Origin of the sequence: Synechococcus sp. MU1625 (assembly GCF_020514205.1) — a bacterium.
Lineage (GTDB): Bacteria > Cyanobacteriota > Cyanobacteriia > PCC-6307 > Cyanobiaceae > Parasynechococcus.
This window is the reverse complement of sequence record NZ_VTLA01000001.1, coordinates 782,618-798,742: the sequence shown is the minus strand read 5'-3', so window position 1 is coordinate 798,742 and position 16,125 is coordinate 782,618. Positions and strand designations below refer to the sequence as shown.

At 53.1% G+C, this 16,125-nt stretch carries 24 protein-coding genes; 9 read left to right on the top strand and 15 right to left on the bottom strand.

Features of this window, described 5'->3' with window-relative positions; genetic code table 11:
* Window positions 1-7: 7 nt before the first annotated feature.
* Complete coding sequence (locus FZX13_RS04715; protein ID WP_226407750.1) at window positions 8-523, top strand: hypothetical protein; 516 nt, start codon at window positions 8-10, stop codon at window positions 521-523.
* Between the two features lie 63 nt (window positions 524-586).
* Entirely contained in the window at window positions 587-922 is a 336-nt protein-coding gene (locus FZX13_RS04710; protein WP_115025165.1) for a hypothetical protein, read from the top strand.
* On the opposite strand, the gene FZX13_RS04705 is transcribed toward FZX13_RS04710, so the two are convergent.
* The 5 genes from FZX13_RS04705 to FZX13_RS04685 form a co-directional block, all read right to left on the bottom strand.
* Window positions 923-1,489 (bottom strand): pyridoxamine 5'-phosphate oxidase family protein, encoded by a 567-nt coding sequence (locus FZX13_RS04705; RefSeq protein ID WP_226407748.1) that lies wholly within the window; start codon window positions 1,487-1,489, stop codon window positions 923-925. It abuts the gene before it with no gap.
* Window positions 1,486-2,403: a histone deacetylase gene (locus tag FZX13_RS04700; protein ID WP_226407746.1), complete on the bottom strand. Its 918-nt coding sequence runs from the start codon at window positions 2,401-2,403 to the stop codon at window positions 1,486-1,488. Before FZX13_RS04700 ends, FZX13_RS04705 begins: the two co-directional genes overlap by 4 nt.
* Before the next feature lie 41 nt (window positions 2,404-2,444).
* The gene (locus tag FZX13_RS04695; protein ID WP_115093540.1) at window positions 2,445-2,696 is read right to left on the bottom strand and encodes a hypothetical protein; all 252 of its coding nucleotides are present in this window, start codon (window positions 2,694-2,696) and stop codon (window positions 2,445-2,447) included.
* Between the two features lie 155 nt (window positions 2,697-2,851).
* Window positions 2,852-3,292, bottom strand: coding sequence for a hypothetical protein (locus FZX13_RS04690; RefSeq protein WP_226407744.1), 441 nt, complete (start codon window positions 3,290-3,292; stop codon window positions 2,852-2,854).
* 6 nt (window positions 3,293-3,298) lie between these two features.
* On the bottom strand, window positions 3,299-3,586 hold the full coding sequence (locus tag FZX13_RS04685) for a hypothetical protein (protein ID WP_115025161.1): 288 nt from the start codon (window positions 3,584-3,586) through the stop codon (window positions 3,299-3,301).
* Between the two features lie 122 nt (window positions 3,587-3,708).
* Here FZX13_RS04685 and FZX13_RS12905 point away from each other — a divergent pair, with 122 nt between their 5' ends.
* The 3 genes from FZX13_RS12905 (at window position 3,709) to FZX13_RS04675 (ending at window position 4,832) form a co-directional block, all read left to right on the top strand.
* Complete coding sequence (locus tag FZX13_RS12905) at window positions 3,709-3,834, top strand: hypothetical protein (protein WP_255617931.1); 126 nt, start codon at window positions 3,709-3,711, stop codon at window positions 3,832-3,834.
* Entirely contained in the window at window positions 3,831-4,229 is a 399-nt protein-coding gene (locus FZX13_RS04680) for a hypothetical protein (RefSeq protein WP_226398124.1), read from the top strand. Before FZX13_RS12905 ends, FZX13_RS04680 begins: the two co-directional genes overlap by 4 nt.
* A gap of 120 nt (window positions 4,230-4,349) precedes the next feature.
* Window positions 4,350-4,832, top strand: coding sequence for a DUF427 domain-containing protein (locus FZX13_RS04675; RefSeq protein ID WP_115025159.1), 483 nt, complete (start codon window positions 4,350-4,352; stop codon window positions 4,830-4,832).
* Window positions 4,833-4,843: 11 nt separating this feature from the next.
* Here the strand turns inward: FZX13_RS04675 and FZX13_RS04670 are convergent, their stop codons facing one another.
* A complete protein-coding gene (locus FZX13_RS04670; RefSeq protein WP_226407742.1) occupies window positions 4,844-5,311 on the bottom strand; it encodes a hypothetical protein in 468 nt (155 codons plus the stop codon).
* Between the two features lie 471 nt (window positions 5,312-5,782).
* A complete protein-coding gene (locus tag FZX13_RS04665) occupies window positions 5,783-5,980 on the bottom strand; it encodes a chlorophyll a/b-binding protein (RefSeq protein WP_115093545.1) in 198 nt (65 codons plus the stop codon).
* Between the two features lie 272 nt (window positions 5,981-6,252).
* On the opposite strand from FZX13_RS04665, the gene FZX13_RS04660 reads away from it, so the two are divergent.
* Window positions 6,253-6,396: a hypothetical protein gene (locus FZX13_RS04660; protein ID WP_226407740.1), complete on the top strand. Its 144-nt coding sequence runs from the start codon at window positions 6,253-6,255 to the stop codon at window positions 6,394-6,396.
* Between the two features lie 19 nt (window positions 6,397-6,415).
* Here FZX13_RS04660 and FZX13_RS04655 read toward each other — a convergent pair whose 3' ends face one another.
* The 5 genes from FZX13_RS04655 to FZX13_RS04635 form a co-directional block, all read right to left on the bottom strand.
* Window positions 6,416-7,132, bottom strand: a complete 717-nt coding sequence (locus tag FZX13_RS04655) for a methyltransferase domain-containing protein (protein WP_226407738.1) — start codon at window positions 7,130-7,132, stop codon at window positions 6,416-6,418.
* Between the two features lie 661 nt (window positions 7,133-7,793).
* Entirely contained in the window at window positions 7,794-8,009 is a 216-nt protein-coding gene (locus FZX13_RS04650) for a hypothetical protein (RefSeq protein WP_115025155.1), read from the bottom strand.
* A gap of 836 nt (window positions 8,010-8,845) precedes the next feature.
* Complete coding sequence (locus FZX13_RS04645) at window positions 8,846-9,841, bottom strand: pectate lyase (protein WP_226407736.1); 996 nt, start codon at window positions 9,839-9,841, stop codon at window positions 8,846-8,848.
* A gap of 284 nt (window positions 9,842-10,125) precedes the next feature.
* Window positions 10,126-10,272: a hypothetical protein gene (locus tag FZX13_RS04640; protein WP_226407734.1), complete on the bottom strand. Its 147-nt coding sequence runs from the start codon at window positions 10,270-10,272 to the stop codon at window positions 10,126-10,128.
* Window positions 10,273-10,666: 394 nt separating this feature from the next.
* Window positions 10,667-10,855 carry a hypothetical protein gene (locus FZX13_RS04635; protein WP_226407732.1) on the bottom strand — a complete coding sequence of 63 codons (189 nt, stop codon included), beginning with the start codon at window positions 10,853-10,855 and terminating at the stop codon, window positions 10,667-10,669.
* A gap of 1,471 nt (window positions 10,856-12,326) precedes the next feature.
* Here FZX13_RS04635 and FZX13_RS04630 point away from each other — a divergent pair.
* Window positions 12,327-12,542: a hypothetical protein gene (locus tag FZX13_RS04630; protein ID WP_115025151.1), complete on the top strand. Its 216-nt coding sequence runs from the start codon at window positions 12,327-12,329 to the stop codon at window positions 12,540-12,542.
* A 224-nt stretch (window positions 12,543-12,766) separates the two neighbouring features.
* Here the strand turns inward: FZX13_RS04630 and FZX13_RS04625 are convergent, their stop codons facing one another.
* The gene (locus FZX13_RS04625) at window positions 12,767-13,153 is read right to left on the bottom strand and encodes a hypothetical protein (protein WP_226407730.1); all 387 of its coding nucleotides are present in this window, start codon (window positions 13,151-13,153) and stop codon (window positions 12,767-12,769) included.
* Window positions 13,154-13,302: 149 nt separating this feature from the next.
* Here FZX13_RS04625 and FZX13_RS04620 point away from each other — a divergent pair, with 149 nt between their 5' ends.
* Entirely contained in the window at window positions 13,303-13,560 is a 258-nt protein-coding gene (locus FZX13_RS04620; protein ID WP_226398118.1) for a hypothetical protein, read from the top strand.
* A 289-nt stretch (window positions 13,561-13,849) separates the two neighbouring features.
* Complete coding sequence (locus FZX13_RS04615) at window positions 13,850-14,083, top strand: hypothetical protein (RefSeq protein ID WP_115025361.1); 234 nt, start codon at window positions 13,850-13,852, stop codon at window positions 14,081-14,083.
* Between the two features lie 1,393 nt (window positions 14,084-15,476).
* On the opposite strand, the gene FZX13_RS04610 is transcribed toward FZX13_RS04615, so the two are convergent.
* Together FZX13_RS04610 and FZX13_RS04605 are read right to left on the bottom strand one after the other, a co-directional pair.
* Window positions 15,477-15,653, bottom strand: a complete 177-nt coding sequence (locus tag FZX13_RS04610) for a hypothetical protein (RefSeq protein WP_226407728.1) — start codon at window positions 15,651-15,653, stop codon at window positions 15,477-15,479.
* Between the two features lie 6 nt (window positions 15,654-15,659).
* On the bottom strand, window positions 15,660-15,884 hold the full coding sequence (locus FZX13_RS04605) for a hypothetical protein (protein WP_226407726.1): 225 nt from the start codon (window positions 15,882-15,884) through the stop codon (window positions 15,660-15,662).
* Between the last annotated feature and the right edge of the window lie 241 nt (window positions 15,885-16,125).

Here is a 16,125-nt window from a genome sequence, read left to right as displayed (position 1 = left end):
TGATCTCATGGCAGCTTCCCGATCCACGTCCAGAGATTCTGGTGGTCGCTTTCAGGCCAGCAAGGAACCCAAGGCCAAGCCGGTGCAGGTTTGGTTGAAGCCTGATGTCTTGCAACGGCTCGACACCTACTGCGCCTTTTACGGCGTCGGACGTGGTCGGGCCATTGGCCACCTCCTGCAGGGTGCTCTGCCTGACCCCAACTGGTTGCCCCCGGTGATTGATTTGCTGGAGGAAGCTGAGCCTGCTGCTACACGTGGAAATGAGCCTGATCATTCACAACATCAACAGGGGCAGGCGTTGACGCCGATGCCTTGTTTTCATGTGGGTGATCGTGTGTGCAACAAGGCCAGCGGCCGTTGCGGTGTGATTGCTGATGAGCCCCTTCTTTGGGTCGAGCCGGGGCCATCTTCCACCGGAATGCGCGGTGAAGGCCATTGGAGTTACGCCGTGGCCTGGGACGGTCAGCTGGGATTAACGATCCGTTATGCGGAGTATCTGCTTGTCCCAGAGGGTGTGGCCTGAGTCGCCTGATCCTGTGGTCAGCCGATGAATCCATGGCTATGGCAGAGAGGGATGAGGCCCTGCATGGGACGTTGTGTTCTCCTATCGCTTTTGCTCCCCTGGTTGATGGGAGGGTCGGTGCTTGCCAAGCCTGAGCCCCAGCTCAGTGCCAGACAGACCATCCTCGAGGCGAACCGCCATCTGATCGCCGATGGTTGGCGTCCTGCCCCTGAACAAATGCCAACGCCGGAAGAGCGGCGCTGGTCGTCTGTTGCACTCAAAAGTCTCTCCGCCTGTTCCGGCACAGGCGTCGGCTTCTGCCGTTTTGATTACCGACGTGATCTGCAGCGGTTATCGGTGGTGACAGTACCTAGTAAACCGGGCCGCCCTTCTGTTGGTCGCGTCGATCGTTGGTGGTGATTAGGGGTTTAGCGATTGCTCCTGCCAGTGCGTTGTCGCGCTCCAACGCGTGCGTTCATGGGGATGAGCTCCCAGGTGGAGCCGCTCGACGGTCTCTATCTGCAACCGCAGCACCACGAAATGGTTTGGTAGCGGTGACGTTTCACTGAGTTGCTCGGGGAAAGTTGCTGAGGGATCCAGTGGATCGGCCGGTGTGGGCCAGCCCCAGACAGCACGCCCTGTATCGGAGAGCTGTTGCCAGCGCTGCTGACAGAGTTCAGCTTGTTCGGCAGGTGTGATCAGCTGCACCATGCCGCGAAGCCTGAACTGCTGGCGGGCTTTGGGGAACAGCCAGCACAGTTCTGCTGCTCCATCGTTGGAGAGTTCTTTCCCTTTCTCGCTGCGTTGATCAGTGAATAGTTCCAGCTGGTCCACACCGGACCAGCCTCGGAACACCAACGTCCGCACCCGGGGCGTTCGATCGCGCCCGTTCGTGGCCAGTTGCACCCAGCGGGCGCTAACGGAGCGCCCCTCCCGCTGCAAGGCAGCGCGAAGCAGAGGTCTCCAGGGGGGCAAGGCCTCAGTCATGGCAGATCGAACAAGCGAGCTTGCTCGGCAGCGGCACGCACAACGATGGCGTGGCGCTGCACCAGCGGGGTGAGGGCGTCATAACCACCACCGATCACGGTCGCGGTTGGAATTCTGCGGCGCAGACAGGCATCGAGCACGAGTCGATCCCGCATCATTAATCCCGCATCGCTGAGTGCAAGTCGGCCGAGCCGATCATCGCGGTGGGGATCGACGCCGGCGTTGAAGAGAACCAGTTCCGGCTCGGTGTTGTCCAAGGCGTCTGGCAATCGATCGGCAATGGCGGCGAGATAGTCGTCATCGCTGGTGTGATCGGCGAGGGCAATGTCGATATCCCCCTGCACTTTGCGCAAGGGGAAATTGCTGCCGGCGTGCACCGAGAGGGTGGTCACCCTGGGGTCGTGTTGAAAACAGGCTGCTGAACCATCGCCCTGGTGCACGTCGAGATCAATGATCAAAATCCGCTGCACCTCCCCTGTTGTCAGCAACACCCGTGCGGCGACAGCACAGTCGTTAAAAATGCAGAATCCGCTCCCGAAGTCGGGGTGGGCATGGTGGGTGCCGCCAGCGAGATGACACGCCAGGCCTCGCTGTAGAGCCAGGCGTGCCGTTAACAAGGTTCCGCCCACGGCGAGCCAGGTGCGTTGCACCAACGGGCGTGTGGCAGGGAGCCCAATGCGGCGTTGCGCCGGATGGGGCAGGCGGTCGCGGCTGAAGGCTTCGTGATAACCGCGGGGATGCACATGTTCCAGATCCTTGCGGGCGATGCTCAAGGGCCGATGGACCTGGTTGGCCTGGATCACCCCCTGCTCCAGCAGAAGTTGATGCAGCAGCCGGAACTTCGCCATCGGAAAGCGATGGGTGCTCGGCAGCGGAGCGGAGTAGCGCGGGTGGTAGACAACCGAAAGCGTCAAGGGGTTGTTCTCACCCAAGAGTTCTCAGGCCCATTCAAGGATTATGCAGGCTGCTGGTGCAGCAACCAGTCGTTGAAGCCACTGGTGTTGAGTTCGCTGATGCAGCTCTGTATTTTGCGCAGATGACTCTGTTTGATCTGGGTGAGCCGTTGGCCCTCCTCGGATGATGCTCCGACGCGGATTCGCTGTTGGTTGAGGAGGTCCATTTCGCGATCCAGATGCTCCATCAGGTTGAGCAGTGCGTATCCCTGCTTGACCTCTTGCGCGCTCAGCTGCTTTGCGAAGTAACCCATGCAGCGCCCCTTAAGGATCGCTTAATTATTTCATGGTGAGACTCGCCGGTCTCTTTCATGGGTTCAATAAAAAGGCCCCCGGATTGAACGGAAGCCTTTGGTCCGCGTGTGAGGGGTGTCTCGCCCCCGAGCTGAGTGTGGTCTCAGCGAGCGGATTAAGGATGACCAGGCTGTGCCGAGGGAGTGTCCAAGTGTGACTCCCTCGGCATGGAGTGGGTTGAGCTGAAGTGCAAATCCGGGATTTCAAGTTTCTGCTGGGGCCAGATCAGGCTGGTCCCTGTGCTTGAGCTGATCCGTAAAACCCCATAGACAACTTCGCTTCCGAGATCGATGCGTGCATTGCAGCTGCGGGTTGTGATCCCGTCTTGGTGGCTCATCCGCCAGCGCCCCAGGCGCTTTGCTTGCAGCATGAGATCGGGTTCAAGCTTCAGTTCAAGGCTGTTGTCGTCGAGCTTGACGCTACAGACAGCTTCTCTGGTGCCATTCCTGCAAACCGTCTGATCAAGCTCAGCGGCCTTGGCTGCCTCTGGTGCGATGGCACATGCGGCGATAAGTGCTGCGAACAGCATTGGGATCGATCGCTGAAGCTGAATCACTTGCGGTCAGTTCGGGACAAGCTTGTCGGTAGAGACACACCGGGCCCAGCCAGTTGATGGCAGCTCGGGGTTGTCACGGTCAGCAATTTTGTAGATCAGCTTGAACTGGCAGAAGCCAGCGGCGTCTTTCTTCGGTGGAACATGAACACGTACTTCCGGCAGCTGCAGCAGAAGCTCTTGCTTGGCTTGAGGTTTGGAATAAAACGACGTGCCGGGTTTGACGGTGAAAACAGCTGCTTGCCCTGCAGGGAGAAGCGTGCAAAGCAGGAATCCAGCCGTCAGAAATCCGCGCATTCGGCTGAAGTGGGTGCGGCAAAGCTAAGAAGTGTCGGTTCCACCGTCAACGTCAGGCCTGACTCTCCGATCAGCTCTCGTAGATCGAAGTGGTTATGGTCTGATGGATTTGATGCATGGACATGGGTGACTACGCAACAGCGATCTGGGTCACCATCGGCTTAACAGTCATCATCACAGTTCCTGTCGTTTGGCAATTTCTTCAGCCAAACGACGATGATTTTGGAGACCTCACGCGTAGAAAGTGAGCCAACACGAAGCCGTCACCATCCGTTGCTGGCAATTGACGGGTGAAACAGCCCTTGAAGACATGGTTCTCGGTGTCGACGAACGTGCTGTTCGCGATGGCGTCAATGTTTTGTCCTCCGAAGATTTTGATGCCTGTTTGGCGATCGTCTTATGTCGAATGGGGCTGAATTTCTACGCACACCTTTCGCAGGTGGTGGGGCATTACAAGGGGGACCCCAATGGGATCTGGGACCGCAGTCGAGGCGGCGGTGCTCCCGAAGGAACGGCCTATGAAATCAGGCCGATCACTCGTATTCATCGGGTTCCGGATGCTTTGATCGGTCCCGATTGCTCCGATGGAGTTGGGGTCGCCCATCGAGTTGCGGTGATGCACTATCTGCTCGACATGGGCTGACCTCTACAGCGGATGGATTTGATTTGGCCATCAATGCAGGAATTGTGATCGAACAGTGTCGCTTTCTTGTGCCAATCATCGCCGTTAAGATTGCTTCTGATTGAGACAGGGATAGATCACATGCGACCCGTTGAAAATGCTTCTGAATATCCTCGTCCCCCCTTGGTTGAGCTGGTGTCGGGTTCTGTCGAAATTTGGATTTTGGGAGAGTTGATTGCACAAGATCAGCGCTATGTGCGTGTCTGTGAGACATTCCACCCTCCTACGATTTATCTTCATCCTTCGGCTTTTAAACCTGGCACGCTCCACCCTTCAACGGGGCGGCCGTCGTTTTGCGAATGGAAAGGAGTTGCTTCCTACTGGGATGTAAGCGCTGATGATGGAACCAGTCGTCGCGTTCGTGCGGGGTGGAGCTATCCCGATCCAACCCAATCGTTTGCTCTCTTAGCCGGATGGATCAGCATTTATCCAAGAAGTGTTGATGGTTGCAGGTTGGAAGGGGAGACGGTTTTGGCTCAGCCAGGTTTGTTTTACGGAGGCTGGATCACACCTTGGACACGTGGTCCGTTTAAGGGGGATCCCAACCATCCGGAACTGATATGAACAGGACGTGTTCAGTTCGATGGAGCCATGGGATTGGGATCTGTATCCAACATGAATTGGTTGCTGAAGGTGTTCATCAGAATCTCCCAAAAACCAGGTCGGCGAGCGAGTTCATGGCTTGCCTCTTGGATGGCTAAGTCTTTTTGAAGCTCCGTAAGATCAAGACTCTGAGTTAATTGATCGAATGCTTTGCGTTCTGCCGAGTTAACAGCAAACCCGTAGTCCTCTCGGCTGCAGCCAATCACCATATAAGCGAGCTTCGCGGCCAGAGGGCGGTCGGCAATTGCAATCTCCTGGGCGAGTTGCTTCAGATCCATCGGGTTTTCAAAAGCCTGATCCCAGCTATCGAACTCTGACTTCTTGAAGTATTGCTTGCTCAATCTCTCCAACATCACAAGCTCCTCTGGTGCAAGGACACCATCGGCAATTGCCATCAGCACCAAGATGCGAAGCAATGCACCTGAAGAACGAAGATCCACAGTCGGTTGTGCTCAGCTTTTCAGATTCATCTTGCAGGAGCTGTCATGTATCGAACATGCCCCTGTATGACCTTGACATCTGATTGGTACGTCTAAGAGCTGGGGCGGTGAAACGGAGCTGCTGATGACTCGAGCTTGGCGTGAGCCTTGTCAGCCTTCTTCAGGATCTTCTGGGCTTCGTCGCGGGTCTTGCACTCTTCAGCAGCGAGCTGGAGGGACTCGAGACGTAGGTGAGCAGTGCTTGTCTTCATCGCTTCATAACCAATTCATAACCTTCTAACGCAAAACGTCCATAACTTCAAGAGTCATTGCAACAAGCGGGTTTAAAGGCGGCTTCTGCATGATTTCCCTTGTAGTGGCGATGCGATGAGTGGCAGTCCCCATCGAAGGCTTTTGGGGATGGCCTGCAGATATCGATGGAGTGGGGGCCTGGGAGTCACTGCTGAGGTGTCCAGGAAGCCCCCGAAGTAATTAGTTGCAGCCGAAAACCCCGAAGGTGATCTGACTGACGATCCCGTGTCCCGTCAGGGCCTCCGTCAGGACGCCTACAACAAAGCCAATCATTGCGGTGCGGCCATTGAGTAGTTCGGCTCGCTCAAAGCGCTCGTTGCGGATTTGTGCAGCGGCGGCGTTTTGGAACCAGTCGTCATTGGGGGTGGAAGAAGCCATGACTGTTCTGAAGATTTCAAAATGTTAAGCCCTGCGTAACGCTTTGTAAAGCGCGAGCTGAAGAGTCGTCTCGCTAAGGAGAGTCATCGACTGCTGGCAAAGGGATTGGTTTGGATGCAGGCCGGAGGCATGTCATCTCCGCCAGCCATGTCAGCCTCGAGAAACCGAGCCCAGACACGCTTCTCGTCCCTCCGGATCGATCAGGAATTGCGGTGGTTGCCGGCGCGGATGTCCTGTTGCTTAACGAGTTCAGCCCCTAGTCCCTGGCAACCTTGGTTCCCATGCTTTGTCCTCAGGCAGAGGCGCGCCCTGCTCGGGCCTCCATCGTGCTGGCAGCATTTGGGGGCAACCCTGCCGACTTGAAGCTCTACGCCAAAACTGGGGTGGATCTGAACATGCGCTTTGCGCTGAGATAAGTCGCGACAGCGGAGCCGGTCATGGTTCAAGGCGCACCAACTGCAGGGCATCTGTGCAGCCTCGATGCCCCTGGTCATAGATGCTTGGGACGAAACAGCCTCGCCATCCGGCCGGCAGCTCGGCCAGCAGAGCCTCTGCATAGGGATGGCGGAGGGCGTTGAGGGCGATGGTGTGGGCCGGATAAAGCCGAACCTGTCGGCGACTGACACGGCACAGTTCCGCCAGAGCACGACGATGCCAGGTCAGATCCAGCCCCTGACCAGCCATCAGCCCCCCATCGGCCAGGGGCGCATAGGAGAACAGCAGGTGACCGCAGAGCACCAGATCAAAGCTCTGATCCTTGAAGGGCAGATCGGGTAAGGCCGCACTCAGATAGCGATCTGGATGGGCCCGGTGGTCGTCGAGAAATTCTTTTAGGGCGACTAGGTGCTCCTGTCGACAGGCCTCAAGATCAAAGTCGCTGCGCAGTGTGGGGCTGGTGGCTTGTATGGCCATGGTCTGCTCCAGATCCGCCAGGGCGCGGCGCTCCAGGTCCGCCCGGGGGAGCGCATAGACAGGATCGATGGCCGTGACGTCGCAGCCTTCGGCGCGCAGGTGGGCCGCCAGGGTCCCCGGACCTCCAGGGCAGTCGAGAACTGTGGAGCCCCGCCAGCGGTCGAGTTCAGCCGCGAGACCGAACATCTGCATGGCCTGCTCCCCAAGTCTCCCGTAGAAAACGACACGATCTAATTTCATGAGGGAGAAATCTTCGTGAGAGGCCCAATCCACGAACATCAGCCATGGATCTTTCGTTCAAGTTTATCGATGTGAAATGACAAGCCTGGGTAATTGTTGAGGCCGAGACAACGAGGGCTTGCAGACTGCATTTTTCACAACAAGGATGAAAGTTGGTCTGTCTCATGTTGCGATGTTATTTGTGTAATGTCTCCACGGAACTCTCGTTAGATAAAAGTATTTCTAGTTCATGCAGAGAGATATTTTTGCAAGCTCTGCTACCAATTAATGCTTGCCGGGATTATGCCTTTCAAGCATATTGGTTGAAAAGACAACACAACGCCAATTAACAGTCCGCAGGTATTGGCTAGAAAATCCATGCATTCTCCTTGGCGATTCACACGGGGCTGGATCAGTTCGATGAAGCCGCTGTAGAGCGCAAAGCCGAGGATGATGAGCCTCGTCTGGGCTGGCGCCTTGCGGTTGGAAAGGCCAGCGCTGCGTAGGCAACGAAATGATGGGTTTTGTCGGAACCTGGAACTTCAGGAAGCGTGTTGAGGGGATGTAACGACAACGCTGTGATGCACACAAGCAGGGTTGAGCTCAGGTTGAGCCAGTGGCGTTGAATGAATTGCGTCACTGTCTTCCTCTGTGCATTGGCCTGAGGCCAGATCATTCGCACTTAAGCGAAGCGTCGGTGACGTTCTTCCCGCTTCTTCTGTTGTTGGGATCCGATGGCCAAGTGGTGAAGTTCCTCTGCATTCAAGGGACGCAATGCAGAGATGAGTGCGTCATCAGTCCAGTAGTCAGGACTGTCGAGAAGTCCTAAGTGCAATGGGCAGGACGGGCCAGCAATCATGGCTGCTCCCTTAAGAATGTCTTCATCATGGCGCAGCATGATTCCATCGCTGTGTTGACGCTCTCCACCAGATCTAGTGTCTGGCCAATCACTAGCTTGTCGCCGCGACAAGCATGGTCGATGTGGGTGAGGATGCCTAACTACCGCTAGCACTAGATGCAGTGCTGCCCGCGCCTGATGCAGCTTCGTTACGCATATTCATTTGAGTCTTAAGTGACTGTTGTCGTCCCCTACATCTGGGGGCTAATGGGTATTATTTTTTTATTGCATCAAAATCTGGTGCAGATTGCCGGGTGATGGGGATTGCTACGGCTCTTGAAACCGCTCCTGCGATGGGGCGGTTTTTTGTCTGCACCGAACGATTTATAACCTCGGTCTCCCTTCGAGCAAGCCTTTTGCGGCTGGATGCGGTCAGCTGTTGATCTGCACCTGCAACCCTTGCTTTGGCAAGCCATGGTTCGCACTCAAGGAGCTTGTGGAGCCTGATCAGGCTTGGGTTGTTTGTTGGCGCCGCTGAAGGCCGCTTGCAGTGGTGACGGTTTTTCTCTTGCGCGCCAGGCTTGTCAGCACCATGCCAAAGCCAGCTAGCCGGATTGAATGCAACAACGCTGCGGAGAAAAGGACCGATCGGGTGGCGCCATTGGAGTGAGGTACTCCCATCGCCAAAGTGTTGATGAATTCATCTGGAGACTGGATGAAGCCATCGATTACGAAAGAGGAGCAACTTCATGAAAGCGTCAAAGAACTCAGCACATCTCGAAATCAAGATCGATCTCTCAGTGCAGAGATTAATGGGTTTTGCATATTTGTTTTTATAGCTTAATAGTGATTTTTAGTCACACGGATGCATCGGGTGAAGTGTTGATATGGCTTAATCAGTCACGCCGATGGCGTGGAGCATCACCAAGCAGAATATATGTTCTTAATAAGCCCAATCCAAAAGCGAGGTATAGGCAAAATTCTGCCCATTCTTGATCGATATTAATTATAAAGTCAGTTCCCGATTCCGTGGCTACGAAATAAGATAGAAATGCGGCGCAGAAGAATAGCGGCCAGAAACATCTTGGCACAAAGAATACTGTGGGAGAGGTTGCCCCGCCGCTAAGAAGTCTTGATCGGATAAAGCCAACAGAAGGTCGCCATAGCACCAAAATCAGGATCAAGGCTGAAAACAAGAAAAGGTTGAGATCGAGATGGTTTTGGAAGAACTTTAGGTTGTGAAATGTGGTTTGATTCTGAGCGTTAACAGCTGCAATATTCTCTGGTGTTTTCCATCCAAATAATACTTGACCCCAAGCAATCTCCTCTAGGCCAACGAAGAACATGCCAAAAGAAATGATGGCGTAAATGACAGCGTGCAAGCGCATTAATAGACGTCTCCATAGATCCCTGGAGATCAGCCAAGAAACCCACGCCGAAGTAAATAAGATCAGGGCTTGCAAATACTCAAGAATTCCTCCCTCACCAAGCAGGCGCTTGTAACGCAAGACATCCTGAACGGAAAACTTGAGCAGAACCAGGCAGCCCATGATCAAGCCCGCAAGGGCAAGCATGAGCAGTGAACGTCGAGCTCGAGCTGAAGGGCTGAATTCCGAAAGCAAGGACGTTGAAAAAGCTGATTTTCGGACAATGCTTCCTGAGATAACCAACACCAACCCAACGGCTCCAAGCAGCAGCTCGGGCCAGGGAGAAACATTGAGCCAAAAAGCGCTAAAAAATTTATAAAGTGAAACCCCCAGAACAACGACTCCAAAAAACACAAAGGCTTGGCCACATATCTTCTGCACAGTCTTTTGCCTCACCAAGCTCTCCGATTGACCATCTCCAGAGGATTGCTGAGCCTCAGGACTCGGCTTCAGGGAGCGATTCATGCGGCAGTGCTCTGCTGTTTAACAGGAGGTTATGACGCGATGCCTTTCATTGGTGCAGGCCGATGAAGAGAGGGTGATCATGCAGCTGCTGCTTGCATGGCGCAACCCATGCTGAAGCCCCGCCATTGCTCAGCCTGGGCTGAGCCTCTCGTTCATCGTGGAGAGGTTGTCCCGATGTAACGCCGCACTGGCATTCGAAGTCGATCGAGCCAGTCGATCGTTGAATTTCATCCGCCCAGTGCGGTGGTTTGTTCTGAGGGAAGCCCTCACATGATCGTCAAGACTCAACCAGCAATCCTGGCTTGACGAATCGATTCAAAGTCGAATCCCATCACCTTGGTTAAATAAAAATAGGCGCCCCAAGCGACGATGTTGAGAGCAAGGGCCCAGATGAATAGCTTTCGTCTGGCTTGCGATGTCTCTTCTTTCATGGATTATTGCCGGTTCAGCAGACACCAAGCTCCGTAGATGGCCAGCCCAAGCAGAATCCACGGGAAAATGGCCCGCAAAAGCGTTAAACCGACCAAGACGACCACAAGCGTGATCGCGGATCGTTTGACCATTGCTTTGCTGCTGTCAGTCATGTACTGCCAGCGGGGAATCAAGGCCATAACGATAAGTGTGTTGACTTGCGTTCTAGGGGACTGGGGCTGAAAGCGCCAACTCCCCTAGAGCTGTGAGACCTCCATGGCATTTCGGCCGAGATCCTGCTATTTAATCGGGAGCTCTTGGCGCGGGGGGGGGGATTCTGAGTTCTTCCAGTGGGATCACTTGAAAATTCGAAGTGGCTTCTTCATTCACTTCGCATCCATGGTTTTGGCAGGTTCAGCAGTCGTATTCAAGAGTTGATTTCTGCTGTCTCTTAATTTCATTTGCTTCTCTCATCTGCGATTCGTCGTAGGCAAATTCGCTGTAAATTGTTGACTCTGAAAAGCTTTTTTTCAGACGTAGAGCGGCGATGCGCTGACCCAGAAGATCAAATGACCATTTGGCTGCGGAAAGAACCTTGCCCATGACAACTCTTTTCAACTCTTCTCTGGTGATAGCGCATTGCTACTGCCTGAACATTGGTGCATATACTTATTGCAGGCTGGGCCAATACGCGATTTTGGTTAAGTCACCTGATCGTTGTTGAGGATTCAAGCCTCGGTTGCCCCATCGGCCTCTTGCTTCAAGGCATGTCGGCGACGTTTCGCTTCACAGTTCCGGCACTCTTTGCTGTCCAAGCCAAAGAAATTCAGGATTTTGATGTCACCGCAGCTTGTGCACTGACGTCCCTCTGCAGGGGGAGCTTCAAAGGCCATGGTTGTTGCATCACGCACCCAACACTTAGCAACTGAAACGCAGCTGTAGCAGCCGGCAGTGTCTGAGCTCAGTTGCAGAGAATCAGTTCGAGGAGTTTTGCTGCCAGCCTCCGTTGGCCTGAGGGGAGACAAGATCGGAGATCCTTCTTCTATCAACGACAAGTCGGACACTCACAGTCGTCGTCCCATTGCTGTCGCTGACGGTATCGACCGAAATAAAAATGACCGACCGGTTTGTCACCAGAGTTTTAACCCCAGCTTCAGAACCCATGGGCTAGTAACGGCCTCTTTTGAAGCACTGCACTGAGCGGTCATCCCATCCGAGGAGCGGGATGCCTTGCCAAAACACCCCAATACGAGTCATCGTCCGTGCTGTCTTCAGATTGGTTTTGGCTGGCTCTTCCTTACTTTGAAACGATCAGCACATGGATTGGGTCTCCATGTTTCTCTCTGCGCAGTTGCCCTAAGGCTGCTCAGATCGTCCGCTTTTACGTTGCACTGAGGGCAGTCGACTCTCACGCTCGAGTGCATGTGACCACAGTGAGCACAACAAATGAGTGACATCCTTGTCTTTGCTGATGAACCACGTTGATCGTTCAGATCATGGAATGCATCGGTGTTTGTCCCTAGGCATACCGATAGCCCTGTTCCCTAGGTCATGGCCATCGAGGTAAGAGCATCAGATGTGAGTGATCAGGATTGATCAAAGATCTTTTGCAGGATGTTTTTTTCATTCTGGAGTGAATTAGCTCGCATCGGTTTGCCCAAGGGTCTTGGCTGTCGAGGGCGATTCAAAAAGACCTTGCTGAGCCACCACAGCTGAAGACCGACAAAAGCAAGAGTGAGCAGTGCCAGTTCTGTTGCTCCCTGCATCAGTAGTGCTTGCTGCGGTTCTCAATCGCATCTGCTTTAAAGCATTCCAGCTCTTCAGGTGTGTGCAATGGAGGCTTTTCCCGTTTGCCTACCAATCGCTGAAGCAGTCGCTGCAGTCGTTTCATTTTCCTATTTTGGTCAATCACACTCAGTTCTGCTCAGGCCATAACGGTGAAGGGTGAGCCTATCGATGTCTGCCCAGAGTTTAACGCCATCGATGATGGATGATGGATTCATGCAGGCTGAGAGACATCCAATCCTCTCTGAGCGTTCCTTATGATAAGCAGGTTTAAAAGTAGCTGATTCCAATGACGTTCCAGGAGCTTGTTGCCAGTTTTAATCAACAACAAACAACATGGGAAGAGCTCTGCCTGGAAATCAGGTGCGAAAGCTGCTTCGCTTCGGTTTTTGATGAAGTCACCGAACAAATGGGCTCCGCAAGCCATGCGCTTGTTCTTCTTGCAGATGAATTCCCGAATCATTTCAAGAGTTATGCGAAGGAGAGAGGTCTTGATCAACCTTGATAATTTCTTTCCTAATCATCTGTTTGAAGACTAGCTCTTGATTGATGTGGAGAGCAGTTCTCTTTTATAGATTCTCAGAGTTGAACTCAAGCTTCTTAAACGTTTTGCTGGCTTCGACGCTAATCAGGCTAAATGAAGTTTCTCCACTAACCTTCGGGTTTAAATCGCCATGTAATTGAAAAACTCGATTAAAATGCTTGTATCCACCTCTGGAGCTGTAAGGCTCAAAAATATAATTCTTTTTGTATGTAGTTATTGTCAGGCTTCCAGAGTTGAAGTGCTGCATTGTGCATGATTGCTTGCGTGGCTGTGAGTTCCCTTTCGTCCAGGTGCAGGTGCCCATCACGCTCTGCTGAGCGAGCGTGCTTGTGGGCATCATCGATACAAATATAGAAACGACAACTAATCCGAATGAAGAGGCTCCGAAGTGGTTTTTTCTCAAGCCAAGAAGAGCAATGCATCTTTATTGTTAGCAATACATTTAAATTGTGCCAATTCTTTGCTCGTCTAGGCCTTGCAACCGCTGATGTCGCTTTGAGCAAGTGCTCTAGATGGAGCCATTGGCTCCATTCTCGCTCATTTTTATCGCTCATACCCGCGAGGCAGGTCATCGAGTGCTCCATTGAGGTGCACCTGAATATCTCTACTCATGGGCGGCTCAAGCTGAAGCCATAACTGATCTGATGGCTCCACTCAAGGCCGAATCACCTTGTCTTAGACGACTGGAGTTGCTAGAGCGCAACCAAGCAACCATCCGTCCATGAACAGAGCACTCTTCGCGCTGCTGCCTTTGGCACTTGCTTCAGCCATGCCTGCTGCAATGGCTCAAAAGGAGATCCCTAAAGCTCCGGGGCATGACCAGTGCCCGCTTGGTTACGTCAATACCCTTGGTACGACATGTGTGTCGCCCATCTATTACGAGGTGGCCCCTACTGCCGGCGAAGCTTGCCCGTCAGGATGGATGAATATTGGCGCTGGCTACTGCAAGAAGAAAAAGGGACCTCTCGGCATCCTCTGAGCTCTTAAGCGGGGCTCAGTTTCGAGGGACCCCCCCCATTCCTCAGCTGAGCTCAGGAGGTCAAGGTTCGCTGCTCCATCGCGATCTTCAGATCCTGGTGTGGGCGATGCCATGCCCGCCTGACCTGAACAAAAAATAGGCAATTGTTCCCCACGTATGCAATTGAGAGAATGATCCTTTGACGGTCAAATAATGAAAAGAAAATAATTACCTATTTGCGTAATATAAAGCCTTTGGCTTGGTTAAGCGGGTAAGTGCTTAAGTCCACTTGTATTTTATGGAGGACAGTATGCACAGCCAGAAGAACTCCCCTGCGTGTTTCTTGCGCTGGTCTGTCAGTAAGGTCGCTGACAAGCTCTATGCCGTAGCAGCAACGGTTGATGGAAAAGAGTACGATTTTGTCGGTAATTTTAAAAGTGTCCGTGAAGCACAAAAAGCAGGTCGCCAATATGCTCAAGATTTAGTTCATAACTCGATGGCTGGAGGTCGCTTATCTCTTAAGCAACAGTCTTTGGCTGCATAATTACAATGTTTCTGCTCTGTTGATCCTTTCTGGGTTGTTCCTGAATTGGTCCAAGGCTGATGGGTGTTATCGCTAGAAGAAAAATCGCCTTTGGTGTGTTTCCACTCCAAGGGTTTTTTATTGCTTCTCAGGATTGCTGCTGATGCTTTCCCGGGTGTCGGTGCTGAGTGGGTATCGCTGTGTTCCACTCAAATGCTGCTTTTCAACGCAGCTGCCGTTGATGAGGCGCCAGAAAAGGAGTGAAATGGCCGACAGCTCGTTAACCACGCATCCATCGAACAACCGCGCCCGATGTGGTTTCCCTCTCGCATCTAGGCGACAGGTCTGCATAGAGATTATGGCTGTGTGATGCTGATTCACAGTGAGACCATCATCGAAGGTGGAGCGACGATGCAGAAGTTAGGCCGTCTGCGTTGCAACCCTCCAAGCGAAGAAACGCTGGTCTGACTCCCCGCATCGCCAGAAGAGAGTCAGTGCAGTGACCAGCGCCCAATGGTTAACGGAAATACCATTGGAAAGAAGGTGCCTTCGTATGCGCCTTCTTTGGTCAGCTTGGCGCTTACAAGACCTCTCGTGTCTGACTTATGAGCAGATTGCGCCGCTCAAAAGATCCTGGCGCGGGTTCAGGATTGGCCAGCATCTCTCTGTTAGGCATCAAAAACGCCTTCTACGAGACCAGTTGATGGATTAGTGGGTTGAATCGGTACAGCAGGAAATAATGCTGCCGCTAATTTGATGTAATAAGATAATAATCGTGTGGGCTATTTTATTGATAATTGATGAAAGTTTCCAGTTGTGTTATTGCCTGTTGGACGTCAATCGAGTGCAGAAGCAACGAAGGAGCATTGACTCATTACATAATTTTTTTGAATGCCATTCAACAATCTGGCCTCCTGTTTGGAAGATGCCTATGAACATGATTCCAGAGCCTGGTTAGGTACTCACGTTTCTATGTCCTGCTACTTGCATTTCGTGCATCCAGCGTTTCGGCAAGCAGATCAACAGGACGCTTGATAGGAACCTCAGCTCTTCTGCGTCATCCCAGTGGACATCTTTTGAATCACGGCGTTGCAGCCATGATTCCCATTCGTTGACTGATCGCGATTCAAGCATTCCTCTACTTCAGCATGGGCCGAGACGGCAGAACCGCTTCTGAGACTCTTCTGAACATTGCACGAATAGCTCACCCCGTATTCCGTCCGTCATCGCTTTGCCTGCGCGGAACTCGTGATGAACGTGGAAAAATTTGGATGCCATGAAGCGGACGGCTTTCGGCACATCCTGGGTTGAGAACTCAGCCTTCGTTGTGGCTTGCAGCACTCTGCAGGAACTGACTACTACTTGGTTAAGTGCAGGCCGCCACGGTGCCGCCGGCTCTCATTAGTTGGGTGATTCAGCCTTTGCCTCCTGTTACTCGGCCGGCGACGAAGCCGACGCCGCCAGCGACGACGGCAGCCTGCATCTGCCAGATAAGACGCCGGTTACGCCATGCAGTCTTGTTGAGCCAAATCCCAGTTCCTATCGCCAGGATCAGCAGGATGATCAGGACCGCCTGATTGAGGTTTCTCATGTGATCTCAGCTCCGACCAACTGTCTTGGCAAGGGCCTGCTCCATGCGCACATACAGCGGGAGAAGTTTCGATGGGACCTGCTTGAGAAACTCCCTCTCCGCTTTGACTGTTGCCAAAGCGTGGATCTCCTGTCCTTTCGGGTCTTGGTAGGTGAAGATCTCAAGCCCTTCTGGTGAGACGGCAGCCCCGACCTTGTTCCCGTCTCTGAGTAGAAAACGCGCCACGTTCATTTGAAACCACCGGTCATTTTTAGATGGTTTTTGCCTGGCTAAGCCGTTGTCTGTATACCGAGACCTGGGGGCCCTAGCCCGCTTCTGGTGCCCAGCCCATTTCCTTCTTTCAGATGGGCGCCCAAGGCTTGCAGCTCTTTTTTATGCGAGCTGTAGCTTTGCCGATGGTTTGTTCCAACACAGTTCTCACCCCTGCAGACGCCTTACAACGGAGTAACAACCGAAGGTGGTGCCATGAGCC